The organism is Acinetobacter sp. ANC 4654 (assembly GCF_002135425.1).
Lineage (GTDB): Bacteria > Pseudomonadota > Gammaproteobacteria > Pseudomonadales > Moraxellaceae > Acinetobacter > Acinetobacter kyonggiensis.
The window spans coordinates 214,476-241,070 of sequence record NZ_NEGL01000001.1 but is presented as its reverse complement, the minus strand read 5'-3'; the positions used below and the strand labels follow the sequence as shown (position 1 = coordinate 241,070).

Here is a 26,595-nt window from a genome sequence, read left to right as displayed (position 1 = left end):
TCCTTATTTCCAGCCTTCAAACCACATGCTTTGTCCAAAATTTTTATTCAAAATTTCACGAACTTTGGCCGAGTTTTGGAAAGCTTTTACAAATACGGCCAGCTTTTGGTTTTCATCTTGGTAGTCTTTACGCGTTACAAATAAAATGGCGTATTTTTTATCCACTGGGTCAATAAAGAGTGCTGAATTTGGGTCAGCGACTTTTGCCATTTTTAAGTAATGTGGAAAGCCCATAATCAAGTCTGCTTCGTTATAGGCATGCGCTGTTTGTGGGCCTTCAACTTCAATTAACTTGAGTTGTTTCGGGTTACTAGTGATGTCTTGCAGTGTGGTTAATTCATTGTTGACATCTTTTACCGAGAGCAAGCCTGCACGCGCCAATAGCGTTAAGCCACGCGATAAGTTCACAGGATCATTCGGCACGACCACTTTGGCTTGATTGGGGATTTGATCAAGCGACTGATATTTTTTTGAATATAAGCCAACATGACTGCCCGAACCTTTGGCAAAGGCATGCAAGTTATACCCTGTTTCACGCACGGCATTGGCTAAGAACACACTTTGCTGGAAAAAGTTGGCATCAATATCGCCATTTTGAACCGCAACATTGGGGGCTTGCCAGTCTGAAAATTCAATCAGTTCGACATGAATGCCTTGTGCTTTGACTTCGTCAGCGACACTTCTTAAAAGTTCGGCATAGGGCGGGCTAATACCAATCTTTAGAACGTCTTGCTGGCTTTGACTGTTGCTATAGCGATAAATTGAAAGACCTGCAATCACAACAATGACACTGAGTGCAATTAGCCAAATTTTAAGATTTTTGGAGGTGGAAATAGACATAATCATTCCTTATTTCCAGCCCGGAAACCAAAGTTTGGCACCAAAATCTTCATTCAAAGCTTGCTGCACTTGAGCTGAATTTTGATAAATGCTGACGAATTTTTTCAATTTGTCATCTTTGTCCTGATAATCTTCACGCACCACAAACAGAATGGCGTAGCGCTTATTGGTGTTTTCATCGAACAATAAGGCACTTTCAGGATCGGCGGTTTTAGCCAGACGTAAGTAATGTGGATAGCCAAACGCCAGATCGACATCGTCAATCGCACGTGCTGTTTGTGGACCTTCTACTTCAACAAATTGTAGATTTTTAGGGTTGCTTGCAATGTCTGATACATTTGATAAATGATTTTCAGGATTTTTTAAAGTGATGAGTTTGGCTTGTTGCAAAAGCAATAATGCCCGACCTTGATTTACAGGGTCGTTAGGAATGGCAACTGTGGCATTTTGTGGCAGCTGATCAAAGCTTTTATATTTTTTAGAATATAAGCCAACATGCGTTGCAGCACCAGCAGCAAAGCTTTTGAGTTTAAAGCCCGTTTCTTTTAAAGCATTGCTTAAAAAGGGTTGATGCTGAAAAAAATTGGCATCAATATCACCATGATTTAAGGTGATATTGGGTGTGTTCCAGTCAGAGAACTCGACCAGTTTGACATTCAAACCTTGTTGTTTGGCTTCATTTACTGCGACTTGTAATGGTTTGGCAAATGATGGACTAATGCCAATCACCAGTTCATCTAAACCCGATTTTTTTTGTTGATTCCACACCACCAGTCCAATAATGACTGCGGCAACAATCACCCCAATAAGGGTGAATTTGGTTTTTGCTGTTTGTGCCATGCTGCACCTCAAAATTTATGCGGTTTGTTTTTAATTTAAGTTGGAGTTCGAAGTTGAGGCGGTGCTTTGACATCGAAATTGTTGAACAGGATGTGAAGCAGACAATCGGTTACCTTGCTGAAAAAGTTTGTGTCTTAAACTGCCATTTTCATATTCAGTTTTATATCGTCCACGTTGTTGCAGTTCTGGAATCACCCACTGGATAAAATCATGATGTGACTCAGGGGCAACGGTACGGGTCAAATTAAAACCATCAATGCCTGTGTCATCCATCAATTGAATCAGTTTTTCAGCCACAGTCGCGCCACTGCCGACAATCAGTGGATAGCGTCCACCCAATATATGCTGCGCTTTTAAATCATTTTTACTGATACTTTGTTCTTTAAACTTGTTATTGACTGAAGCGATACTATTGGTCTGCTGATAAGGAATGGTTTCATCATCTGCAAATTGAGACAGATCCATACCCACTGAGCTAGAAAAATGTGCCAGACCCGCCTCAGGACTGGCATAGCGAATATATTCATCCAGTTTTTGTTGTGCCAGTTCATCCGTTTCGGCAGTTACTACGCTAATACCAACAAAAATTTTAACGGCTTCAGGGTTACGACCTTGTGCAGTGGCTTGATTGCGGATTTGATCGACCTGTTGTTTAATTTTCTCTGGTCGATCACCACCAATAAATAGACCTTCTGCATGTTGTGTGGCAAAGGTTAAACCACGTGGTGATGCACCTGCCTGAAATAACACTGGTGTGCGCTGAACGGAAGGGGAAACTTGAAACACCCCTTGGCTTTGGTAAAACTGCCCTTGATGCCGTACCTGATGCACTTTGGACGGGTCGGTAAAAATACGCTGTTTTTTGTCTTTTAAAACGGCATCATTTTCCCAAGAGCCTTCCCAAAATTTATAGCAAAGTTCAAGAAACTCTTCGGCTTGTTCATAGCGTAGGTCATGGTCTTTTAAACCTTTTTGCCCAATTAGTCGTTCTGCACTGTCCAAATATCCAGTGACAATATTCCAGCCAATTCGTCCTTGAGTTAAATGATCAAGACTGGCGAAGCGGCGGGCAAACTGATAAGGCGATTCATAACTTAAGTTAACGGTTATGCCAAAACCTAAGTTTTGCGTGACTGCCGCCATCGCTGAAACCAACGTGGTTGGATCATGACTGGGCAGTTGAATAGACTCTTTTAAAGTGAGTTCAATGCCATTTTGGTAGACATCATAAACACCGGTAATGTCAGCAATAAATAAGCCATCAAACAAACCTTTTTCTAAGGTTTGCGCTAAATCAGTCCAATAGCTCAGTTCATTAAAACGATGAGATTCATCCCGTGGATGCGTCCATAAACCATGATTAATATGACCGACACTGTTCATATCAAATGCATTAAGCAAGATTTTTTTGGACGTATTTGGCGTTGAGGAATTTGTCATTACAATGTTCCTCGACGTGGTGGCAGTACGCCGTTTAATAGATTATGTGCAATAAAATAGTATTTCCAACGAGATGCATCATGCAAAGTGTGTACACGCGCATTGCGCCAGAAACGATCCAGTCCATCTTCACGTTGGCTGCCACGACTGCCTGCCAGTTCAATTAACTTAGATGATGCTTTTAATGCTGTTTCGGTACTGTGAGCACGTACCTTTGCCACATCTAACGAGGCTTTGGCAATATTTGCAGCAGTGGGCTGCGGTTTTGCAGCATCAATCGAACGTGCCGCTTGTTTCAATAACACTTCACTGGCACGGACATCGGCAACAATGCGACCCAGTTCAAATAGGGTGAGTGGATCAGCCGTGGCTTGATCAACTCCAGAGTCAATCCAAGGTCGTGCTTGACGGACACGATGCAGGGTTTCTTCAAAAGCTGCACGAGCAATACCCGTTTCAATGGCTGCATGCATAATTTGTGCAAATGGACCGACCAAAGTGGCTTGGCTAAAGGCGCTATCAAAGGGAATAATGTCTTCTGCTGCAACCTGAACATTATTGAATTTGACCGTGCCACTGCCTGTGGTACGTTGTCCGAAACCAGACCAGTCATCAATCAATTCTAGACCTTCACTTTCACGTGCAATAAAGGCTAAAAATTCACGATTTTCATGATCTTTGACTAAGGTTGGAATGCGATGTGCAAATAAGCTGCCTGTGCAATAAAACTTTTCTCCGTTGACCACAAAGCCATGTTCAGTTGGCGTGATTGCGGTTTGCTTTTGCGTTGCATTTTTGGTTTTAAATTCCGCTAAGGCATTACCAAAACGAGCCCCTTTTAAAACCTCGGCATAGAGTTTTTGCTTTTGTTGTTCTGTGCCCGTATTTCTGAGCACTTCCAAAGCATAAAAATGATTTTGTGGAATCTGACCAATCGAACCATCGACACCACTCATTAAGGCAATAATTTTGGCAACCGTAAGGCTAGAAACTTCTGCACCACCATATTGCTTTGGCACAGTAATCGCCCATAAGCCAGACTGGCTGTATGCTTCAATTTCTTGAAAAGGTAAAATGCGCTGCGCATCGCGTTGTACAGCATTGCTTTTAAACTGTTCTGCTAAAGCATGTGCAATGTCCAAAGCTTCAGCATCGGATTGAATAATATGCGCCTGAGCCAATGATTGATCTTTTGATGGGGAGAGTTTTTGATATGAAGTCATGTTTTTATCCTTAAATCCAAGCGTGACGTGCAGGGAAGGTGTGATTCAGGTAATAGTCACCTAAGGCATGTAATTTCCAGCGCACAGGATCGTGTAAGGTATGCACACGGGCATTGCGCCAATGCTGATCTAAATTATGCTGACTTAAACTTGAACGGCTGCCACCGAGTTCTAACAGTTTTTCTGAAATATGAAGGGCGGCATCATTGGCATAAATTTTTGCTTCTGCAACTAAAATGGATGCTTGAGCTGCTTGTTCATCCGTAATTTCATCGAGTAAATCCAGTTCATCTAAATATTCAGCGGCTTCATCGAGTAATAAAATGGCAGCATCCAGTAACACATTGGACTTGCCCACTTCTTGTAAGGTGTAATGCTCAAAACTGGCTTTTTCGACATGGGCATCCACAATCGGACGTGCTTTTTGTACAGCTGTTAAGGTGTCGGCAAAAGCTGCTTCAGCAATGCCGACATCAATGGCAACTTGCAATAATTGCGAATAGGCACCACGATAATTTGCTGTGTTGCCAAGTAGACGTTCATCAAAAATTAAGAATGGATCAATTTCGACCTGATTGAGTTTGACTGTACCGCTTGATGTTGTACGTTGACCAAAACCATTCCAGTTATCAATGATTTCAACGCCTGTTGCCTGACGATTAATAATGGTCAGTACCACATGACCTTCGGGATGAATGGCTTTAATCGCCAACCAATGGGCAAAACTGCTGCCTGTGGAGTAGAACTTTTCACCATCAACAAAGTAACGATTATTTTCGATTGTTAACGTTGTATTTAGGGTTCTGGTATCTTTGGTGTGGCGTTCTGGGCCACCATTGGCTAAACGTTTGCCTTGTAAAATTTCATTAAAAATAAATGTCTTTTGTTGTTCTGTCCCCATGATATTGATCATATTCAGCAGAGCAATTTGATTTTGTGGAATTTGCCCAACACTTGAATCGGCTTTATTCAAAATACGAAAAACATGCGCCAAAGTTTTATTGGAGACAAAAGCACCGCCAAATTTTTGTGGAATACGAATTCCACCCAAACCTTTTGCACTGAATAAATCAATTTCAGCAAAAGGCAGTAGACGTTTTTGATCACGTTCATTACGACCTTCTAGAGCAAAATCTGCAACTTGATACGCTGCATTAATCGCACCTTGGTCATTTTCAACCACATGAACATTGTCAGAAATTAAATGAGACATAATGACACCCTAAATAGATATCAAAACGCTACAGCCAATTGAATTTAAAATTAAGCAATTGCTTTTGCAAAGCTTATGAAAAATGATGTTTAAGAGATAAAGTGCTAGATTTTGAATAAATTTAACTATGCTAACTGTTTAAAAAGCAACATTATTTTGTCTTACAAGGCTTTTTGCTTGAGTTTTAATTAATCGGTTTATCTACTTTGATGATAATGAAAAGAAAAAAAGGTATAAAAATAAATGATATAGCATGGAGTTGTGTGCATCTATTTTTGCATAAAAGTACATTGTATTTCTAAGGTAGGGTGACTAAAGTATTCGATGAATGTTGATGGTTATATTGATAACCAGAACTAAAAAATAAATTGCGGAGAATTTATGCGAACTTTATACCAGTTTCCTTTATCTCATTTTTGTGAGAAAGCTCGCTGGTTGCTCGATCATAAAGAGTTAGACTATGTTGCACATAATTTGATCCCAGGTGTACATCGTGCATTTGCGCAATTAAAAACAGGGCAAAATCGGTTACCTATTTTACGTGACCAAGACCATTGGATTGCCGATTCGACCAAAATTGCATTGTATTTAGATGAGGTTTATCCAGAACATTCTTTACTGCGTTCTGATGTACAACAGCGTGATTTAGCGCTAGAGATTAATGAGCAAGCGGCAGAGCTTGGTATGCATGTTCGACGTTGGGGTTTAGCGCATACTTTAACTGAAAGTGCAGAATCGCTCGATATTATGATCGGTGAAAAAGGCTATTTACGCCAGTTTGAAAAATATTCAAAACCGATTATGAAGGCAATTCTTTCAAGAGGTTATCAACTTAATTCGGATAAAGTGGCTGAATCAAAACAACGCATGGATATTTTAGTTGATGTTTTAAATCAGCGTCTCATTGAAAATCATGGGCGTTATTTTGTTGGCGAACGCCTCGGTTTGGCGGATATTGCAGTGTGTTCAATGCTTGCGCCGTTGTTAGAAATTGCAGGTACGCCGTGGGAAAAAGAGCGTGGTGAAAATCTATCCGATGAGTTCATGCAATATAAGGCCTTTTTGACCAACTTACCTTTAGGGCAATATGTCTTGCGTATTTATCAAACGGAGCGTAATGCCCGTGTCGACTGGCGTGGCGTTTAATATTGTAAAATAAAATACCTTAATCTCTTACTTCTAGTCGAGAGAAGGGGAATAGGTGTTTATTTTTCCTAAAAAATCATGTTGGAAATATTTCTAAAGACATCGTTTGCATTATCTTAAATATATAAACATCGTGGAGCTTATGATGGAACTGGATCGTTTTGATAAACAAATTCTTGAAATTTTAACCAATGAAGATCTTAATCTAAATGAGCTTTCTGAACGCATTAATCTTTCTGTAAGTTCGGTGCATCGTCGCATTAAGCATTTGATTGAAAATAATATCATTTCTGGATTAAAGCGTGATTTGAATTATAAAAAGTTAGGTTTTAGCCTGCATGTTCTATTACAGGTTTCCTTAAGTCGACATGATACCGATACTTTTGCCAAGTTCTTGGAAGAGTTGGAAAATATTCCAGAAGTGATTAATGCATTTTTGGTGACGGGACAATCTGCTGATTTTATTGTGGAAGTGATTGCACGTGATATGGAAAATTACAGTGAAATTTTACTCAAACGTATTGGTAAAATTGAACACGTTGTAGCGCTACATTCTAGCTTTGTCATTAAAGAATATAATGTTTTTAACTGTAGTGGTTTGCTCAGCAAGCTATAAAATTTAATGGCTTTAGACAGTGCAGCTTAGCCGCTTTGTTTATATCGGCTTAATCAATTTATTGATTTGGCTCATAGCCGATTTTATTTATGTTCAATTAGGACAACAGTCATCACATCGTAGTTTTGATTATTTGTTGCTTATTTCTCAATATGTTTTTTGGTTATGGGGAACAATACCTTTATTTAAGCACTTTTCCTTTTGCAAAAAATGGCTGTTACGGATGATATTGGCATGTATTCTCTGGCTTTTTTGTCTGCTATTGATAGGGGTATTGGTGTTGTTTGTACATGTGTATATGTTTAAGGCATCTTTATAACAGGCATAAGCTTTCACAAGACACATAAAAAAACGCACGAATATGTGCGTTTTTTTATCACAGATTTAAAGCCAGTTGATTGGATTAAGCATCCAATTGTTCTAAAACTTCATCTGAGAATTCAACGTTGGTATACACGTTCTGAACATCATCAAGGTCTTCAAACATATCAATCATTTTTAAAATCATTTTTGCTTGATCAATGTCTGTAATTTCAGCTTTGGTTGATGGGCTCATCACCACTTCAGCATTATCAGATTTCAATCCTGCGGCAGTTAAGGCATCTTGAACATCACCGAAGCTTTCAGGTGTTGTGATGACTAAGATTTCATCTTCACTGACTTCAATGTCTTCAGCGCCAGCTTCCAAAGCCACGTCCATGATTTTATCTTCTAAAGAAACATCTTCAAAAGTAATTTCACCACGTTTCGTAAAGAGATATGCCACCGAACCTGCTGTACCCAAATTACCATTGGTTTTGGAAAAACAGTGACGTACATCAGGTACAGTACGGTTTAAGTTATCAGTCATTGTTTCAATAATAACGGCAACACCACCAACGCCATAACCTTCGTAAGTAACTTCTTTTAAATCGTCATTATCTTCACCACCAGCACCACGTTGAATGGCACGGTTAATCACATCACGTGTCATATTTACAGATAATGCTTTTTCAACTACAGCACGAAGACGCGGGTTACTTGCTGCATCGGGACCGCCGAGTTTTGCAGCTGTGGTTAATTCACGAATATATTTGGTAAAAACTTTACCACGGCTAGCATCTTGTTTTGCTTTACGATGCTTAATGTTAGCCCACTTGGAATGACCCGCCATGCGAAATATGCTCCTTGTAGATTGGCTGTATGCCTAATCGAATGTGTTAAATTCTACCATAAGCCCTTTTTTCTTAGAAAGGGCTAGCTTTTGAGTTTTTAAACAAATTAGACCTTAGTTTTTAGCTTCAGGAATAATAATATCCAAATCGACCTTATCTTTATAAAGTTGTTTTAACAGCGCTAAGTCATGGTTGATCTCTGTTGGGTATATTTTCCCTAAAATTCCACCTTGTTTAGTTTTTGAATTGGCATACATTAAAACAATAGGTACATTTGCTGCTTTAGCAATATGCCAAAATCCAGTACGAATTGGACGTCGCGCTTCACCAGGCTTTGCGCGTGTGGCTTCTGGGGCAATCACCAAGTTGAATTTTTCATTTTGTTGGAAATGCTCAACCATAAGCGAAACAATATCTTGGTTGGATTTACGATCGACTGCAATTCCTCCCAGTGCTTCTAATAATGGTTTCATTGGCCCTTTAAATAATTCTTTTTTAATTAGGGTATGAATTTTCATATCAAAAATTTGGAACAGCGCCAGAGAAAGCACTGCATCCAACATAGATGTATGTTCAAAGCCAACAATCACTTGTTTGTTTTCAAGTACATCTGGTTCTATATGATAGTTCCATCCCGCAATTTTGAATGCAGATTCACCAATAAATTTTTTTAACATAGAAGGAAATTAGGCAATATGAAAGTGGGCTAATTTCTGCTTGTTCTGATTTAGAGTCAAGAGCATATAAGCTTAAAATGACAAATAAATACATTTGTCTAGATATGTTGGGAAAATGGCGATACTAATTGTTTTTATATATAAATGGGCATTAATTGATATTTAAAATAAATAAGATGATATAAATTAAGACTTAATTTTGATTGAAAATGACTATCCAGATCAAAAAATACCTATTAGACTTTTGTCGAAGATAAGAGCTTTTGAACAAATTGTTCAACTTTGGCATATGTTTAATGAGGAATGAAAAGAATGATGTATTTTTCAACTTTTCTATTGGCTTTTGGGCTGTTTATGTTAGTGGTTGTATGGTCTTTAATCGAAATTTGTGTGGAATATCGTAAAGAACGTAACTTTGGTTCGTAAGTAGATAAAAAGTTAATTTTTTAATCAGCGTTGTTCTACTTTTATTCTCAAAGTGCTATTTTACATTGTTGTTGAATTATTTTATTTAGACTTTATAGGTATAATTAAATAATTGCTCTAGTCAGTGATTAATTTCAATACTTGGGTGGTTGAGTTGGCATTTATGATCTATTAAATACAATAAATTTTTTTGATTAATATCAATAATACCAAGACTTAGTATTGGAGATACGATTAAGACTTGATCGAAAGATAAGCGCTAAAATAAAAGTGTGAAATAATTGTTGTGTTACTGTGCAAGTGGTAACGAAAATGCTTGTTTTTTGAAACAATTTTCGTTAGTATTGCCTCGCTTGAACTTGTTGATATATAACAAATTCAGCTTATAAGGGCCTATAGCTCAGTTGGTTAGAGCAGCGGACTCATAATCCGTTGGTCCCGTGTTCAAGTCACGGTGGGCCCACCAAATAAAACAACCACTTAGGTGTACTAATCCTAAGTGGTTTTTTGTTTTTATATTCTGGTAAGCAGAATGAATCTACAAATCTTAGTCACTGCTCATCATTTAGAATGACTAAATTTCGAAAAACATGCCTTGTATCGTCTAAACATCTTGCGCCGTATACGGCTCATGTCGCAAGCATCTGTGAAATGTCAACAAACCCTAATAATAAATTGACAATGGATATTCCATCTCCTTTTTAAGGAGACTTGCGCAGCATGCTGCTCAGAGTCAGGATTTTATTAAAAAAATCCCCTCATCCTAGCCTTCTCCATGCGCCATATATGGCGCAAGAGAAGGAACTTTTAATATTAATTTCACTGCCAATTGATGATTATTTGTTGATTTATCAAAGAGGTATATTAGACTCTCATTAAGCTGTGGCTTTAATCACTTCCGCAATTGAATTTGCAACATAATCAATATTATTTAGATTTAAACCAGCAGCGCACATACGGCCACTGCGAAGTAAATAAATTGCATATTGATCTTTCAAAATATCAACTTGTTCAGTGCTTAAACCGGTATAACTGAACATTCCTTGTTGCTTCACCAAATAGCTAAAGTCACGTTCAGGCACTGCATGGCTTAATTTATCATTTAAAATTTGGCGCATGCGAATAATGCGTTCGCGCATTTCCTGCAATTCCGCCTGCCATGTTTCAGTCAATGCTGCATCATTTAACACCTGATCTACGATTAAAGCTCCCGTTGTTGGCGGGCTGGAGTAGATACGGCGTACCGTTGCCTTGAGCTGACCTAAAACTTTTTGCGCAGTGGCTTGATCATCACAGACAAATGTCAATCCGCCAATCCGCTCGCCATAAAGTGAGAAAATTTTAGAGAATGAATTACTGACAATAAAATTCATACCTGCTTGATCCAGTGCGCGAATGGCATAGGTATCTTGTTCTAAACCTTGACCAAAACCTTGATAAGCAATGTCTAGGAATGGAATCAGGTCTCGCTGTTTCAAGACTGCAATCACTTGATCCCATTCATCAGGCGTTAAGTCTGCACCTGTTGGATTGTGGCAACATGGATGAAGTAAAACAATCGCTTTGGCAGGCAGCTGTGCTAAATCTTGCAGCATTCCTTCAATATCGACGCCATTGGTTGCTGCATCAAAATAACGATAGAAGTGGGAGTTGATTCCTGCACCATTAAAGATGGCAATATGATTTTCCCAAGTTGGTTGGCTAACCCAAATATCCGATTCAGGAAAATATTTCTTTAAAAAGTCTGCGCCGACTTTAAGCGCACCAGAACCACCTAAGGTTTGAATCGTGACCGCACGACCTGCATGATGTGCTGAACTGTTTTGCCCTAAAATCAAAGCTTGTGTGGCTTGGTTATAAGACTTTAAACCATCCATCGGCAAATACAGCTTTACCTTATTATTGGTCGGTTCAATTTGTTTATAAGCGGCTTTAACCGCATTTAATTGAGGAACAATACTGTCTTCATTATAGTAAAGTCCAATACTTAAATTCACTTTCTGCTGGCGTTCATCTTTACTAAACTCTTCCATTAAAGAAAGAATTGGATCACCTGCATAAGTATCAACATGCTGAAACATGAATGTATCCTTTGTTGTATAGTACATAAATCAAGCTTTCGGTATGGAGCGCATTTTATCTTTTGGAACTAACTGATTGGCCGTTACTTTTTTAGTTTGAAAGAAATAAGCAATTGAAAGCGCTGAAATCCAAACAGGTATCATCATTACAGCGATGCGCATATCGGGGGTTTGACTCATAATGACTAAAATGCCGCACATAAATACAATGCATAAATAGTTGGTAAAAGGGTAGAGAATGCTTGGAAATTGAGTTGAAGCATTCATTTTAATCATATGCTTTTTAAATTTTAAGTGGGTGTATGAGATAACGACCCAGTTAATGACGATTGCCGCAACGACTAACATCATCAGTAGATTAAAAGCTTTTTCAGGAAAGAGGTAATTGATTAGTACACACATCAGGGTAAAAAATGCCGAAACCATAACAGCATTCACTGGAATTCCGCGAGGGTTAATTTTACTTAGAAATTTAGGTGCATTCCCTTGCTGAGCTAAACCTAATAACATGCGGCTGGTGCAGTAATTAGTGCTGTTATAAACAGAAATGGCAGCAGTCAATACGACAAAATTTAAAATAGTCGCAACAGTTTGGCTTCCTAAAGAATCAAAAATAAGAACAAAAGGGCTGCCGCCTTGCGCCATTTGATTCCAAGGATAGAGTGATAAAATAATCACCAAGCTTAGGATGTAAAATAATAAGACACGATAGACAATTTGATTAATTGCTTTAGGCAGTGTTTTTTGCGGATTATCCGTTTCTGCGGCTGCAATGCCGACTAATTCAATCCCGCCAAAAGCAAACATGATCATTGCCATCGCCATGACCAATCCCATTATGCCATTTGGGAAAAATCCGCCTAATTCCCATAAATTTTGTATACTGGATTGTGAACCGCCACTGCCACTTGCCAATAAATAGCTGCCAAATGCAATCATGGCAATAATTGCCAGAACTTTAATAATCGCGAGCCAAAACTCCATTTCACCAAATAACTTTACATGTAAAAGATTAATGACATTAATAAAGATAAAAAAGCCCAATGCTGAAACCCAAGTTGGAATTTCGGGCCACCAATAATGAATATATAAGCCAATGGCGCTTAATTCCGCCATGCAGACCAATATGTTTAATACCCAGTAATTCCAGCCAGACATAAAGCCTGCAAATTTGCTCCAATATTTGTAAGCAAAATGGCTGAATGAGCCGCTGACAGGATCTTCAACAATCATTTCACCTAATTGGCGCATCATTAAAAAAGCAATCAGTCCTGCAATGGCATAACCGAGAATTACAGAAGGGCCTGCGAGTTTGATGGTTTGTGCAATACCTAGAAATAGCCCTGTACCAATAGAACCGCCTAGAGCAATCAGTTGGATATGGCGATTACTTAAACCTTTTTTGAGGTTTCCTTGTTCAATTTGCTGCATTTTCTATCTTCATCCATGTTAAGACAGTGCCCTATATGATGATTAATGTTTTTTTTATTTTTATTCTGTTTAATGATCAGAGCAATATCAGAAATTTTATTAAAATGATTTAAATCGTATATAAATTTCTTATGTACCCATACAGTTGGATACATAAGAAATAATGCTTACCTAAATATTAAGCATTTGAAATATCTAAAACACCGCGCTTAATTTGATCGCGCTCTATCGATTCAAATAAGGCTTTGAAATTGCCTTCACCAAAGCCATCATCATCTTTGCGCTGAATAAATTCAAAGAATACAGGGCCTAGCATATTTTCTGAGAAAATTTGCAGCAATAAGCGCTTGTCTTCATTTTGAGTATTGCCATCTAATAAAATTCCGCGCTTCTGCAATTCTTCAGTCGGTTCACCGTGGTTGGGCAGGCGTTCTGAAAGCATTTCATAATAAGTGTTTGGTGGCGGTGTCATAAATTTAGCCCCCAATGCTTTTAATTTATCCCATGTGCCAATCAGGTCATCGGTAATAAATGCAATATGTTGAATGCCTTCACCATTAAAATCACTTAGGAATTCGGCAATTTGACCATTGCCTTTTTCTGAGTCTTCATTGAGCGGAATACGGATTTTCCCATCTGGCGCAGTTAAAGCTTTTGAGGTTAAACCAGTATATTCACCTTTAATATCAAAATAGCGAATCTCTTGAAAATTAAAAATCTTTTCATAAAAGTCCGCCCAATACTGCATACGCCCTCTATAGACATTATGTGTTAAGTGATCGATTTCTTTTAAGCCTGTTCCGACAGGGTGTGAAGCTACGTCATCAAAGAAAATGAAATCACTTTGGTAAATGTCGCGATCGACCAAGTAAATCGGTGATCCTCCAATACCTTTAATCGCTGGAATATTCAATTCCATCGGGCCAATTTTTGAATAAATAGGTTCTGCACCCAATTCAATCGCTTTATTAAATGCTTTGGCTGCATCTTTGGTTCGAAAGCCCATTGCGCATGCAGAAGGGCCATGTTCTTTAAAAAAATAAGCGGCTGCTGATTCAGGTTGATAATTGAGAATAATATTAATATTGCCTTGACGCCATAAATACACATTTTTTGATTTATGCTTAGCAACTTTGCTGAAACCTATTGTTTGAAAAATTTCATCCAGTTCCTTGTCTTTAGCGACGAATTCAATAAACTCAAATCCGCACAGTTCCAAAGGGTTGGCTAGCTCATTCATACAACATCCTCATTTTTTAAAGCAATCCTATTGCTTGTTTTTTAAAATTAACTTGCTTTTAAACAGACGGAAAAACCGCATTAAATTACAAAATTTCTATGACAGATCCGTTTGTCTAATCCTGCATTTCCCGTTTTATTTTGACTTCAAGATATAATAAAAAAACGGGAAAAATAATTCTTTCTTCATGATAGCAAGGTTTTTAAATTATTCAATGCATAATTTAATTACTTAATGCGTAATTAATTTAACTAAGAATAATTACCCTGCGAATTTATGAAGCTAAAGCTGCTTCAAGGTCAGTGATCATTAAATCTATACCTGTCGCGGCCTGAATTTGTTCAAGGCTGACCTCTTTTGCCAGTTCGATCAATTTCACGCCTTCTGCGGTCACATCCATCACACCTAAGTCCGTGATGATACGGTTTACAACGGCTTTACCTGTTAAAGGAAGCGTGCATTGATTGACAATTTTGGGGCTGCCATCTTTGGCACAATGCTCCATCAGTACGACAACCTTCTGTACGCCTGCGACCAAGTCCATGGCGCCGCCCATGCCTTTGACTTTTTTCCCGGGAATCATCCAGTTCGCCAAGTCACCTGTTTGGGATACTTCCATTGCACCTAAAATTGCAATGTTGACATGACCGCCTCGAATCATGGCAAAAGATTCTGAGCTAGAGAAAAATGCAGCGCCTTTGCGGGCAGTGACCGTTTGTTTGCCGGCATTAATCAGGTCGGCATCAACGCTTTCCGCAGTGGGAAATTCATCAATGCCTAATAAGCCATTTTCGGACTGTAGCCAAACGTTGATATTTTCAGGAATATAGTTTGCAACTAGAGTAGGCAGACCAATGCCCAAATTGACATAGAAACCATCTTCCAGTTCAAGGGCTGCACGTTGTGCCATTTCATTGCGTGTCCAAGCCATGATTTATGCCTCCACCTTTAAAGTCATTTGTTCGATGCGTTTTTCAGGCGAACCATTCACTACAATGCGGTTGACATAAATGCCCGATAAATGGATATCATCCGGATCAATCTCACCAATTTCAACTAACTGTTCAACTTCCACGATGGTCAATTTTCCTGCCATAGCGCATTCAGGGTTAAAGTTACGCGCAGTTTTGCGGAAGACTAAATTGCCAGCTTTATCCGCTTTATAGGCTTTGACTAATGCAATATCTGCCGTGAGTGAGGACTCCAAAATATACGCCTTGCCGTCAAATTCACGCACTTCTTTGCCTTCGGCAATCAATGTGCCGACTCCTGTTGGGGTGAAAAAGGCTGGAATACCCGCACCGCCTGAGCGCAGCTTTTCCGCCAATGTTCCTTGTGGGGTGAGTTCGACTTCAAGTTCGCCATTTAAATACTGGCGTTCAAACTCTTTGTTTTCCCCCACATAAGAGGAAATCATTTTTTTGATTTGCTTGGTTTTGAGTAATTTACCTAAACCAAAATCATCGACTCCAGCATTATTGGAAATACAGGTTAAACCTTCCACACCCGTATTTTTTAGTGCTTCGATGAGCGCCTCAGGAATTCCGCATAAACCAAAACCACCGATTGCCAACGTTTGGTGATCCGCAGCGATATCTGCCAAGGCCATATCTGCACTTGCAAAAATTTTATTCATGACTCAAATTCCTCCAATTGTTTAGCAAAGGCTTAAGCGTCTATCTTTGCAGCGTTAGAATGATGATCTAGTTCAGCTGCATGCAAGAAATGTGTGTGGTCAGGGGCGCGTTTGGTTTGTGACCATTGCTCTAGCATTTCATACTTCATTACTTCGGTAATCATGGCAATTTTGGCAGGGGCGGTTTCATCGTCATAGGCCAATTCCAGACGGTGGCCATTTGGGTCAAAGAAGTAAATAGAATGGAAAATACCATGATTGGTAATGCCTAAAACATTGTTGCCATTGGCTTCTAAATGCGCTTTTGCTTCCAGCAATGCTGCGCGGTCTTTCACTTTAAGCGCAATGTGTTGCACCCACTTAGGTGTGTTTTCATCACGTCCCATCTCTGGTTGAGTCGGTAATTCAAAAAAAGCCAGAACATTGCCATTGCCCGCATCTAAAAATAAATGCATATAGGGGTCAAAAGCTTTGGTTGATGGAACATGATCTTCAGCAAAAGCTAAAATGAAATCCATGTTGAGGTTCTTTTTGTACCATTCCACCGTTTCTTTGGCATCTTTGCAGCGGTAAGCGACATGGTGAATTTTTTCGATTTGAATCGCCATATAAATATCCTTATTTAAAATTTAGGCTGCATCGGCTTGCGCTTCAGGCGCAGCGTTTTGGAATGCAGACAGCGTATTGCAATGGGTATAAATAGATTGAATTTTCGGGTAGGCCGATAAATCAATATTGAAACGCAATGCGTTGTAAACTTGTGGAATCAGGCAGCAATCGGCAAAGCTTACGCTGTTGCCAAAGCAGAATTGCCCATTGGAATTTTTTAATTGCGTCTCTAAGCCTGCAAAGCCCACTTCAACCCAGTGTGTATACCAAGCTGTTTTCTGCTTTTCTGAAACTTCAAGTATCCCGCTTAAATACTGCAAAATACGCAAGTTATTTAATGGATGAATGTCACAGGCAATACTTTGACTAAAGGCACGAATCAGGGCGCGTTGCTGGATGTCTTTGGGAAGCAATGCCGTATTGGTAAATTTTTCGTCTAAATATTCTAAAATACTTAACGATTGCGTCAGGGTAAAACCTTGTTCAGCGTTAGTTTCTACCAAAGCAGGCACCAATTCACTTGGGTTAATTTGACGGTAGGCAGCACTATGCTGTTCACCGCCATTTTTAAGCAAATGAATCGGAATAACTTCAGCTTCGAGTTCTTTTAAATTTAGGGCGATACGTACACGGTATGCCGCAGAACTGCGAAAGTAGCTATACAGCTTCACTAAGTTTCTCCTCGGCATGATCCATAGCGAAGTCAAACTGAACAGCAGGCAGTACTTTGCCGGATACTTCACCAAAGCCAATGCGTAAGCCATCTTTTTCACAATAGCCTTTCATTGTTAGGGTATCGCCATCTTGCATAAAGCTGCGCTGTTCGCCATTGGAAAGGGTTAGTGGCTTGGTATTATTCCAAGTAATTTCGAGCAGTGAACCATAAGATTCAGGCGCAGAACCTGAAATCGTGCCTGAACCCATCAGATCGCCGACTTGAAGATTGCATCCTGCAATGGTGTGATGGGTGAGCTGCTGCGCCATAGACCAGTACATATATTTAAAATTGGTTTGGCTGATCACATCTGCTTGTTCATTGCCGTCGGTCTGAATTTCTACGGAAAGATGAATGTCATAACTGTTGCTAGAATGATCTTCACGTAAATAGGCCAGCGGCTGGGGTTCTTGAACAGGAGAGTTAGTTTTAAACGGTTCAAGCGCTTCCATGGTCACAATCCATGGAGAGATAGAGGATGCAAAGGTTTTGGCGTTGAATGGACCTAAAGGCACGTATTCCCATTGCTGCAAATCACGTGCGGACCAGTCATTGAGCAATACCATGCCGAAGATGTGATCCCAAGCATTTTCAATTGAGATTGGTTCGCCTAATATATTGGATTTACCCACAATAAAGCCAGTTTCAAGTTCAAAATCAAGTTTGCGAGAGGCTGAAAAAATTGGACGTTCTTCAGCAGGCAGCTTGATTTGACCAGAAGGGCGCACCACATTTGTACCGCTGACAATGATTGAGCTGGCGCGGCCATTATAGCCAACTGGCAGTTCAGACCAATTGGCTAATAAGGCATTTTTAGGGTCGCGGAACATGCAGCCGACATTGGTGGCATGTTCTTTAGATGAATAGAAATCTGTATAACCTGAAATATGGACAGGCAAGTGCAGGCTAACATCTGCTTGTTTAAAGAATACTTGATTGCGCAATTCATGGTTGTCACGCAGTGTTGGGTTATCGGCAGATAATAGATGCTGCAATTCAGCGCGAATTTTTGACCAATTCTCTTTGCCTGAATCAATAAATTTATTCAGCGTTGATTGGTTGAAAATGAATTCATTCGAATGAATTTGCAAGAATCCATTCGCTTCAAGGGCAGCAAGGTCAATCACCCATTCACCAAGTGCTACACCTGCACGGCGTATGCCTTCAGCAGTTTCGCTAAATACGCCATAAGGCAAGTTTTGGATTGGGAAATCCGAATTTTGTGCAACCTCAATAAATGATTTCAATTGGCTTGTCATCTCAGTCTTCCTTGTCTTGAAGTAAAGCAATTTTAATAATCTAGATTTTTACGATTGATTTAATCATACTTATTTTAAATAATTACGCAATATGTAATTTGATTATATATTACGTAATTTGTTCGAATTTTAAAATTATTGGCGGAAGATGCTATCTCGAAAAGATAAGCCCTTGTTTTTTTGTGAGCTTTGAAATTAGCGAGATTCGAGTAGAATGCTAATCATTCAAGTGAGAGTTAATGACAAATGTCAGAAGAAAAAATACAAGCTGGAGTTCAGTCATTAGAAGTGGGGTTAACTGTACTGGATGCGTTAATTGCTAACCGTAAACCGATGATGTTGAAGGAGCTTGCCGAAAAGTTGTCGATGCATCCTGCAAAAGTTCACCGCTATGTGGTGAGTTTGGTGCGCATGAACTATGCCAAGCAAATCGATGATGGGCGCTATGATCTAGGGGATCAGGCATGGAGATTGGGATTAAGCTGCATACAGCGTACCGATGCGATCCAAGCCGCTCAGCCGATGATTAATGAACTGCACCGTAAAATTGATTGTGGCCTGCAAATCAGTAAATGGACATCGCAAGGGCCTTTAATTGTGCAATGGATTGAGCCGAATCAAGCCGTTTCAGTCATTACAAGAGTAGGGTCAATTATGCCGTTGTTGAATTCGGCAACAGGTCGTGCTTATGCGGTCTTTATGGCTGAAGATATTGTACGACCATTATTAGAACAGGAATGGCAGCAGAAACAATTACAGCAGCAGCGAGTTTATCCTGCCAATTGGGCTGAATTTTTGGAAATGAAACAGAGCTTCATCGAACAAGGTGTAGCGACTGTTTCTGGTGATATGCTGGTTGGTGTGAATGCAGTTTGTGTGCCTATTTTTAATGCACAAGGTGAAATTGAATTTTGTATTGCAGCATTAGGCAGTGAATTACAATTGCCCGTTGACCTTGAAAATGAGCGCGTTAAAGCGCTGAAAGAAACAGCACAGGCTTTAACGCGGTACATTGCTCGTCGCTGAATTTTGCTTCTGCGCTGGCGTAAATTACCTGCGGCATTTTTAAATATTTTGAATGCGGCGCTCTATTCAATTGAACGGTTATATTTTTAATTTTAGCTTTGTGAATTTAGCTGTGTTAAGCAAAAATTGGCTTATGAAAGAAGTCTCATTAATATTTTAGACATTAATGTGCTTTTCATCTGTAGCATGAAATGAGTGGTTTCTTGAATAGGCTTTGCTTTTAAAGGGCTCATTTCTTCCTTAGATTCTCAATTTTGTAAGCTGATTATTGGTTACGTAAATCAATAAAATTAAAAATTTTAATTAACCCAAATCGTGGTTATGTAAGCACTACGTGCAAGTTTTTGGCTTATTTTGCACCATTTTATTTTTCATTCTGCACTAAATGATTTTTCATGAATCTACTCAAGCATTTAGCTCAGATAATTTTATCACGTTCTGAATTTCACGAGTGTTGAATAAAAAATAATCTGTATTTTGGCGTTAAAAGTGCTTTTATTTTGTAATTTGCGATAATAATTATTGCAAGGTTGTTTGCATGATCAAAAAAATATGTTAATAAATGGATGTGATTTTTTAATCACAGATACATTTTAGGATGAAATGTATTTTTAGTAAGCTAAATTTAAAAACAAGCAGAAGGAAATTTTGAAGATGCTTCAATTGCTAATGAGATTGTTTTGTTTACATGGTTATGAAGATGAGCACATGGAAGAAATAGGAGAATACAGGGAATGAAGGAAGAGTAGAGTTAATTAATAACTTTAATTTAGAATGATAGAAAGTGAGCTTTAAGCTCACTTTTTTGTTTTTTAGGAAACAAAAAATAGTAATAATGGACATCAGCTACAATCGCTTTGTGTAACAAAGCCTTTTATCAGCATAAAAGCAATAATCTTCACCTAGCCAGATAGAAATATGTCAATGAACAAAGATTTTAAAGCACAAACTTATATTGTAGATGAGCATTTGCCAGATACATTGACGTGGTTATGTCATCATCAAGATAGTTTTGATTCTTTCACTTATGATGCGATTGCTCAAGAATTGCTGGTACATCATGCCAATGGGGTAGATTGTATTCGGGTAGGCGATTATTTGAATGCAAGCTATGGCATTCTAATTACAGCACATAACTTTGCAGAATAATGAAATCAATAAAAAAGCCCACAAGGGGCTTTTTTATAAACGGATGCTATGAATCACTTAACTTGCCATAGCATCTACAGATAATTCCTGAATACGTGGTTTGGCTTTTTCAGCAATCAAACCTAACTTATCAAATAATTGTTTATCTCGGCCTTCACCTGCATTTGGGGTTGTTAACAGCTTTTCACCCGAGAAAAGAGAGTTTGCACCCGCCATAAATGCCAGAGCTTGATCAGAATCGGATAAAGACTCACGCCCAGCAGAAAGGCGAATATAACTTTTTGGCATAATAATACGTGCAACAGCAATGGTGCGAATCCATTCGGTTACATCCAGTTTTTCAACATCAGCAAGTGGTGTGCCTTCAATTGGAACCAGCATATTGATAGGGACAGATTCAGGGTGAATGGCTAAGGTTGCCAATTCATGCAATAAACCAATACGATCTTGCTGGGTTTCACCTAAGCCGACAATTCCGCCACTACACACTTTCATGCCAGCTTGACGGACAAAATCTAAGGTATTTAAACGGTCATCAAAAGTACGTGTCGTGATAATATTTGAGTAGTATTCACGTGATGTATCTAAATTGTGGTTATAGTAATCTAAACCCGCTTCATTTAAGCGTTCAGCTTGTGATTGATTGAGCATGCCTAAAGTCATACAAGTTTCTAAGCCCAATGCTTTAACTTCGCTGACCATTTCTAATACATAAGGCATATCACGTTCGTGTGGATTACGCCAAGCAGCACCCATACAAAAACGTGAAGAACCAGAAGCTAATGCTTCTTTTGCTTCTTGAATAACTTTATCTACAGCTATGCGTTTTTCAGCTTCGAGTTTTGAATCGTAACGTGCTGACTGTGAGCAATATTTGCAGTCTTCAGGACATTTACCTGTTTTGATTGAAAGCAGTGTACTAACTTGAATTGTATTTGGATCAAAGTGTTCACGATGAATGCGCTGTGCTTCAAAAATTAAATCTAAAAAGGGCTGATTATATAAAGCCTGAATTTCTTCGCGTGACCAGTCATTACGTACATTCATTGGTGAAAATCCATAATCATCATTATTTATTATTTATCATACCTAATTTATATGAAATCTAAAGGCATAAAAAACCAAATATTATAGTATCTATCGATTGGTTTTTGTCAATATTGCAAATTATGAGATTGATAATTTAGTTACAAAGTAATGCTATTTATTGTAAATATAGTCACAATATTTTTTAGTCTCATTTGTGAAGTTGTTGTGAACTGGATGCTATTTTTTTTCTACAGTGAAAACTTTGTTGATATCTAGAAAAGATCAAAAGAAAGGAAGTATCATTTGTTTTGTTTTAAATTTAACAAAATTTAGCCAATTGTTCTTGAATTGCCCAATCAATATGGACTTGCACAATCTCATCATATTGTTCACGTGTTTGTTGCAATGTTGCAAGTATTTCATTAGAAAAAGGGGCATTACCTAAACCAATTGCAATATTTCGCATAAAACTTTGATAACCCGTGCGTCGTAATGGACTGCCTTCAGTATTGGCTAAAAAGGTGATCTCATCCCAATGCCATAAATCCAGTAAACTGCTCTGATCTAAATCGTGTCGTGGATTAAAATCTTCAATTGTGGCTTTCTTCGCAAAACTATTCCACGGACAAATTAGCTGACAGTCATCACAACCAAACACACGATTACCAATACCACGGCGTAATTCTTTGGGAATAATGCCCTGATATTCAATGGTTAAATAAGCAATACATTTACGTGCATCGAGCATATAAGGTTCAACAATGGCTTGTGTTGGACAAATGTCGATACAAGCAGTGCAAGAACCGCAATGTTTGGTTGTCGGGGAGTCAAAAGGTAAATCCAGTGAGGTAAATAATTCTCCCAAGACAAAGAATGAACCTGATTTTTTGTGAATTAATAAGGTGTGTTTACCTGTCCAGCCCATACCTGCATTTTCTGCTAAAGATTTTTCAAAGATGGGTGCCGAGTCGGCAAAGGGACGTGATTCAAAATCACCCACTTTTTCACGAATTTTGCTGGCTAATGTTTTTAAACGACCACGCATGACCTTGTGATAATCCCGACCACGGGCATAGCGCGCAATAATGGCTAAATTCGGTTCATCTGGGACATAGCGAGGTTTGGGTGTTTCCACCAAATAATTCATTCGTACACAAATAATGCTTTTGGTGCCGGGAACCAGTAAGGTTGGATCAGCACGTTTTTCTAAATTCTCTTCTAAAAACTTCATATCGCCATGATAACCCCGTTTTAGATATTCTTGAAAACGTGGCAATTCTTCTTGAGCATCTGGTTTGGCAATGACACAATCACTAAAGCCTAATTCCAAAGCTTGCGCTTTAATCCATGCTTTGAGTGTCTCAGGATCATTTTGATCTAAGGGAATTTTTTGTGACGGTGTAGATGAAGCCATAATTTATAAGAAGGAAAGAACAATGCATCAACAAGTTTATCATAGCCCTGTTTATGATAGCCAAAGTATTCAAGCATGGGAGCAACGCTGGTTTGCCAAACAAAACAGTTCTTATGCCTTGATGCAGCAAGTGGCTTGGATGATTACGCAGCGTTTAGTTCCCATTTTAAAACAACGTCATATACAACAGATTACAGTGTGCTGTGGGCAAGGCAATAATGCAGGTGATGGTTATTTAACTGCGAAATATTTAAAACAATTCGGTTTTGATGTGGAAATTTATGCAGCTGAATTAGGTGCATCAACCGATTTACATACGGCTTATCAAGAAGCGGTCGATGCAGAAATAAAAATTTATGCTGGTTTTGAATTTCAAAAACAATATGACTGTTATATCGATGCATTATTTGGGATTGGTTTAAACCGTGCATTAAGTGCAGATTGGCAAAAAATTATTCAGCATATCAATGCTCAAACGGGCTTGAAAATAGCCATTGATATTCCGAGCGGCTTGCATGCCAATACTGGTCAACCCTTACCCTGTGCGATTAAAGCCGATTACTCATATGTTGCCTTAGGGCTTAAAGCAGGATTGTTTACAGGACAAGGGAAAGAGTTTGCTGGTCAGGCGGAAGTCATTTCCCTAATTCCTCCAGATGCAGCATTAAAACCACTCGCGCAACTTTCTAAAATCGCCATTGCACTCCCACAACGTGAGGCTTTTGGTCATAAGGGGAGTTATGGTCATATACTTGTGATTGGTGGGCATGCAGATATGGGGGGTGCGGTGATGATGGCAGCCGAAGCAGCCTTTAGTGCTGGTGCGGGCAAAGTGACCATTGTTTGTCATGAGAAACATCACACGGCTATTTTAGCGCGCTCACCAAATATTATGCTGCGTGATATCAATGCGTTGACCAAGGCAGAGATTCAATTGTTATTAGATCATGTCGATGTGGTGAGTTTTGGCATGGGCTTGGGGCGTGATACGTGGTCAGAGCAACAGTATTTTAATTGGTTCCCAAAAATAAATAGTACTGAACATTTGCAAGTTGTATTAGATGCGGATGCACTTTGGTTTTTAGCCAATCACCCTGAAGAATTAAAAGCAGATTCATATTTAACACCGCATCCAGGTGAAGCTGCAAAATTGTTAAATTGTTCGATTCAAGATATCGAAAATGATCGAATTGTGGCTATTCATGCATTAAAAGAAAAATATGCCGGACAGTGGGTGTTAAAAGGTGCAGGAAGCCTGATTTTGGAAGATCAACTGTGGATTTGTACTGCGGGCAATGCGGGGATGGGAACGGGGGGTATGGGTGATGTATTGGCAGGGATGATTGCGAGTTTAAAAGCACAATGGGGTCATCAAATTCATCTGCATGAAATTGTCACTTTACATGCCTTAGCGGGTGATTGGTTGGCTGCAAAGGGGATGCGTGGATTGCAGGCACATCATATGAATGAAGCTGTTTATCATGTGGTTAATATGCGGCATGATCATGAATAAAGCCATTAAGCTCATTATTCGAGGTCGGGTTCAAGGTGTGGGCTATCGTCGTTGGTTTGAGCAGCAGGCTTTAGCACTCGCGTTAACAGGTTATGTTAAAAACCTAGATTCAGGTGAGGTTGAAGCTGTGATTGTTGGGCATTTTGATGTCCTTCAAGAGCTGATTTCACGGAGCTATGATGGGCCACCGCGTGCAGAAGTGGTTCAGGTGATTCAAATTATTTTAGATCATGAGCAGAATTTTATCGCATTTACAATGTTGCGCTCAAGCTAATTGCTATAAAAAAAAGATAAGGTGGAAATGATGGATAAATATTGGGTCGTGGCAATCGTTGTCGTATTTTGTATTTTTCTGGTGATTTATACCCAACGTGTGAATGCAAGCCCAAGCAAAATATCGTTTAAAGAGATTGTGCAGAAAGAGTTTAGTCAATATCACGTGATTGAAAAAAGCCAAACCATTATGATTTGCACAGTGAGTGATGGTCATCAGCCAGATGAGTTGGTTCTCATCCGCATTGATCCCGATCAGAAAAAAAATATGCGGAGTTTTGGGCGCAGGGTAACTTTCACTTACCCCAAGCAACCTTCACTGCGGGAAATGCGCAAAGATTTTGCGCCTTATCTTCAAAATAGTTAATTAACGTCTTCTACTACTTGAACGGCTGCGACCTCGTGCCATGCCGCCTAGTGCATTTAACACCGCCATTTTACTCATACTGCCTGAAGCATGCGCATGGCAAATTGCAGCGGCTAAAGCATCGGCAGCATCTTGTTGCGGTTTAATGCTTAAATTTAAAATACGCATCACCATCATTTGAACTTGTTCTTTATCTGCTGCACCATAACCGACAACGGATTGTTTGATTTGCCGAGCTGTATATTCAGCCACTTGCACGTCAGAATTGACCAAAGCGGCAATGGCTGCGCCACGTGCTTGCCCCAGTTTAAGTGCCGAGTCAGGATTTTGAGCCATAAACACTTGTTCGACTGCGGCTTCGGTTGGACCATGAAATTTAACAATACGTTCAATCCCAGCAAAAATTCGCTTCAAGCGTTCAGGCATTTCTGGGGTCTCAGTACGAATGGTTCCAGCATCTACAAAAGTCAATTTTTGCCCATCTTTTTCGATAATACCGTAGCCAGTTAAGCGAGAACCCGGATCGATACCAATAATTAATGACATACAAAGACTTTAAAAATAGAATAATGCCCATATTGTTACATAAGCGTATCAAAAAAGCTTGATCCTGATTAAGCGCTTGAATATTGCACCCTATTTATTTTGTTGAGATTAGATTAATTTTTATGAAATTATTTCTTATTGTTTTGGCTGGTTTAATTCTAGAAGTATTTGTCTGGATTGGCGTGGGTGACCTCGTCGGCAGTATGTGGTACGTATTTTTTTGGTTTATTGCTGCCTTTTTTATGGGTATGAATTTGATTCGTAAATATTCGGCTGGTTTAATGCCTCAGATGCAGCAAATGCGCGCGGGGCAAATGACAGGTGATCCTGCGTTAACTTCAAATCTACCCAAAATTTTAGCAGGATTTTTATTGCTTATTCCCGGTTTGATTACCGATGTTTTAGCGGTATTAATTTTGATCCCGAGTGTTCAAAACATTTTTAAAAATATCATGATGAAAACAATGGCAAAACGTCAGCAAGCCATGATGGAAAAAATGATGGGTGGCATGATGGGCGATATGAATGGTATGGGGGGTATGGGCGGTGGTGCTCAAGGTCAAAATCCATTTGCAGACTTAATGCGCCAAATGCAAGACATGCAACAACAAGGCGGTTCACAGCGTCAGGACTCGAGCATTATTGATGGTGAAGCACGTGAAATCACCCCTGATGTGCAAAAAATTGAAATGAAAGACGTTAATAAATAAATTTATTTATCTTTTTCTATAA

26 protein-coding genes and 1 tRNA gene are annotated in these 26,595 nt (G+C 39.1%); 9 read left to right on the top strand and 18 right to left on the bottom strand.

Features of this window, described 5'->3' with window-relative positions:
* Positions 1-3: 3 nt before the first annotated feature.
* From B9T24_RS01170 to B9T24_RS01150, 5 genes are read right to left on the bottom strand one after another with little or no spacing between them, the layout of a single operon-like run.
* A complete protein-coding gene (locus B9T24_RS01170; RefSeq protein ID WP_086164130.1) occupies positions 4-840 on the bottom strand; it encodes a MetQ/NlpA family ABC transporter substrate-binding protein in 837 nt (278 codons plus the stop codon).
* Between the two features lie 9 nt (positions 841-849).
* Positions 850-1,680: a MetQ/NlpA family ABC transporter substrate-binding protein gene (locus tag B9T24_RS01165; RefSeq protein ID WP_086164129.1), complete on the bottom strand. Its 831-nt coding sequence runs from the start codon at positions 1,678-1,680 to the stop codon at positions 850-852.
* Positions 1,681-1,710: 30 nt separating this feature from the next.
* On the bottom strand, positions 1,711-3,120 hold the full coding sequence (locus tag B9T24_RS01160) for an LLM class flavin-dependent oxidoreductase (RefSeq protein WP_086164128.1): 1,410 nt from the start codon (positions 3,118-3,120) through the stop codon (positions 1,711-1,713).
* Positions 3,120-4,343 (bottom strand): SfnB family sulfur acquisition oxidoreductase, encoded by a 1,224-nt coding sequence (locus B9T24_RS01155; RefSeq protein ID WP_086164127.1) that lies wholly within the window; start codon positions 4,341-4,343, stop codon positions 3,120-3,122. Before B9T24_RS01155 ends, B9T24_RS01160 begins: the two co-directional genes overlap by 1 nt.
* Before the next feature lie 10 nt (positions 4,344-4,353).
* Complete coding sequence (locus B9T24_RS01150; protein WP_086164126.1) at positions 4,354-5,556, bottom strand: SfnB family sulfur acquisition oxidoreductase; 1,203 nt, start codon at positions 5,554-5,556, stop codon at positions 4,354-4,356.
* A gap of 381 nt (positions 5,557-5,937) precedes the next feature.
* On the opposite strand from B9T24_RS01150, the gene B9T24_RS01145 reads away from it, so the two are divergent.
* Together B9T24_RS01145 and B9T24_RS01140 are read left to right on the top strand one after the other, a co-directional pair.
* On the top strand, positions 5,938-6,702 hold the full coding sequence (locus B9T24_RS01145; protein WP_086164125.1) for a glutathione S-transferase family protein: 765 nt from the start codon (positions 5,938-5,940) through the stop codon (positions 6,700-6,702).
* Positions 6,703-6,847: 145 nt separating this feature from the next.
* On the top strand, positions 6,848-7,318 hold the full coding sequence (locus B9T24_RS01140; RefSeq protein WP_086164124.1) for an Lrp/AsnC family transcriptional regulator: 471 nt from the start codon (positions 6,848-6,850) through the stop codon (positions 7,316-7,318).
* A 403-nt stretch (positions 7,319-7,721) separates the two neighbouring features.
* On the opposite strand, the gene B9T24_RS01135 is transcribed toward B9T24_RS01140, so the two are convergent.
* A complete protein-coding gene (locus B9T24_RS01135) occupies positions 7,722-8,471 on the bottom strand; it encodes a YebC/PmpR family DNA-binding transcriptional regulator (RefSeq protein WP_086164123.1) in 750 nt (249 codons plus the stop codon).
* A 114-nt stretch (positions 8,472-8,585) separates the two neighbouring features.
* Positions 8,586-9,149, bottom strand: coding sequence for a 1-acyl-sn-glycerol-3-phosphate acyltransferase (locus tag B9T24_RS01130; RefSeq protein ID WP_086164122.1), 564 nt, complete (start codon positions 9,147-9,149; stop codon positions 8,586-8,588).
* Positions 9,150-9,964: 815 nt separating this feature from the next.
* Here B9T24_RS01130 and B9T24_RS01125 point away from each other — a divergent pair.
* Positions 9,965-10,041 (top strand) — tRNA-Ile (locus B9T24_RS01125).
* Positions 10,042-10,450: 409 nt separating this feature from the next.
* On the opposite strand, the gene B9T24_RS01120 is transcribed toward B9T24_RS01125, so the two are convergent.
* From B9T24_RS01120 to fahA, 8 genes are all read right to left on the bottom strand, one after another.
* Positions 10,451-11,656 carry an aromatic amino acid transaminase gene (locus B9T24_RS01120; protein ID WP_086164121.1) on the bottom strand — a complete coding sequence of 402 codons (1,206 nt, stop codon included), beginning with the start codon at positions 11,654-11,656 and terminating at the stop codon, positions 10,451-10,453.
* A gap of 30 nt (positions 11,657-11,686) precedes the next feature.
* On the bottom strand, positions 11,687-13,087 hold the full coding sequence (locus B9T24_RS01115) for an amino acid permease (protein WP_086164120.1): 1,401 nt from the start codon (positions 13,085-13,087) through the stop codon (positions 11,687-11,689).
* Positions 13,088-13,265: 178 nt separating this feature from the next.
* Positions 13,266-14,327, bottom strand: a complete 1,062-nt coding sequence (hppD, locus tag B9T24_RS01110) for a 4-hydroxyphenylpyruvate dioxygenase (RefSeq protein WP_004651550.1) — start codon at positions 14,325-14,327, stop codon at positions 13,266-13,268.
* A gap of 274 nt (positions 14,328-14,601) precedes the next feature.
* On the bottom strand, positions 14,602-15,258 hold the full coding sequence (locus B9T24_RS01105; RefSeq protein ID WP_086164119.1) for a CoA transferase subunit B: 657 nt from the start codon (positions 15,256-15,258) through the stop codon (positions 14,602-14,604).
* A 3-nt stretch (positions 15,259-15,261) separates the two neighbouring features.
* On the bottom strand, positions 15,262-15,963 hold the full coding sequence (locus tag B9T24_RS01100; RefSeq protein WP_086164118.1) for a CoA transferase subunit A: 702 nt from the start codon (positions 15,961-15,963) through the stop codon (positions 15,262-15,264).
* Positions 15,964-15,995: 32 nt separating this feature from the next.
* Positions 15,996-16,571: a VOC family protein gene (locus B9T24_RS01095; RefSeq protein WP_086164117.1), complete on the bottom strand. Its 576-nt coding sequence runs from the start codon at positions 16,569-16,571 to the stop codon at positions 15,996-15,998.
* Between the two features lie 21 nt (positions 16,572-16,592).
* Positions 16,593-17,243, bottom strand: a complete 651-nt coding sequence (maiA, locus tag B9T24_RS01090; RefSeq protein WP_086164116.1) for a maleylacetoacetate isomerase — start codon at positions 17,241-17,243, stop codon at positions 16,593-16,595.
* Entirely contained in the window at positions 17,230-18,546 is a 1,317-nt protein-coding gene (gene fahA / locus B9T24_RS01085) for a fumarylacetoacetase (protein ID WP_086164115.1), read from the bottom strand. Before fahA ends, maiA begins: the two co-directional genes overlap by 14 nt.
* Before the next feature lie 246 nt (positions 18,547-18,792).
* Between fahA and B9T24_RS01080 the strand changes: the two genes are divergently transcribed.
* Together B9T24_RS01080 and B9T24_RS01075 are read left to right on the top strand one after the other, a co-directional pair.
* A complete protein-coding gene (locus tag B9T24_RS01080) occupies positions 18,793-19,572 on the top strand; it encodes an IclR family transcriptional regulator (RefSeq protein ID WP_086164114.1) in 780 nt (259 codons plus the stop codon).
* A 924-nt stretch (positions 19,573-20,496) separates the two neighbouring features.
* The gene (locus B9T24_RS01075; RefSeq protein WP_086164113.1) at positions 20,497-20,721 is read left to right on the top strand and encodes a hypothetical protein; all 225 of its coding nucleotides are present in this window, start codon (positions 20,497-20,499) and stop codon (positions 20,719-20,721) included.
* A 57-nt stretch (positions 20,722-20,778) separates the two neighbouring features.
* Here the strand turns inward: B9T24_RS01075 and bioB are convergent, their stop codons facing one another.
* Positions 20,779-21,768: a biotin synthase BioB gene (gene bioB / locus B9T24_RS01070; protein ID WP_086164112.1), complete on the bottom strand. Its 990-nt coding sequence runs from the start codon at positions 21,766-21,768 to the stop codon at positions 20,779-20,781.
* Between the two features lie 301 nt (positions 21,769-22,069).
* Complete coding sequence (queG, locus tag B9T24_RS01065) at positions 22,070-23,164, bottom strand: tRNA epoxyqueuosine(34) reductase QueG (RefSeq protein ID WP_086164111.1); 1,095 nt, start codon at positions 23,162-23,164, stop codon at positions 22,070-22,072.
* 22 nt (positions 23,165-23,186) lie between these two features.
* Between queG and B9T24_RS01060 the strand changes: the two genes are divergently transcribed.
* From B9T24_RS01060 to B9T24_RS01050, 3 genes are read left to right on the top strand one after another with little or no spacing between them, the layout of a single operon-like run.
* Positions 23,187-24,677 (top strand): NAD(P)H-hydrate dehydratase, encoded by a 1,491-nt coding sequence (locus tag B9T24_RS01060; RefSeq protein WP_086164110.1) that lies wholly within the window; start codon positions 23,187-23,189, stop codon positions 24,675-24,677.
* Positions 24,670-24,951, top strand: coding sequence for an acylphosphatase (locus B9T24_RS01055; RefSeq protein WP_086164109.1), 282 nt, complete (start codon positions 24,670-24,672; stop codon positions 24,949-24,951). Before B9T24_RS01060 ends, B9T24_RS01055 begins: the two co-directional genes overlap by 8 nt.
* A 27-nt stretch (positions 24,952-24,978) precedes the next feature.
* A complete protein-coding gene (locus B9T24_RS01050) occupies positions 24,979-25,317 on the top strand; it encodes a hypothetical protein (protein ID WP_171264814.1) in 339 nt (112 codons plus the stop codon).
* On the opposite strand, the gene ruvC is transcribed toward B9T24_RS01050, so the two are convergent.
* On the bottom strand, positions 25,318-25,863 hold the full coding sequence (ruvC, locus tag B9T24_RS01045) for a crossover junction endodeoxyribonuclease RuvC (protein ID WP_086164107.1): 546 nt from the start codon (positions 25,861-25,863) through the stop codon (positions 25,318-25,320). It lies immediately after the preceding gene.
* Between the two features lie 122 nt (positions 25,864-25,985).
* On the opposite strand from ruvC, the gene B9T24_RS01040 reads away from it, so the two are divergent.
* Positions 25,986-26,573: an FxsA family protein gene (locus tag B9T24_RS01040; RefSeq protein ID WP_086164106.1), complete on the top strand. Its 588-nt coding sequence runs from the start codon at positions 25,986-25,988 to the stop codon at positions 26,571-26,573.
* Positions 26,574-26,595 lie beyond the last annotated feature (22 nt).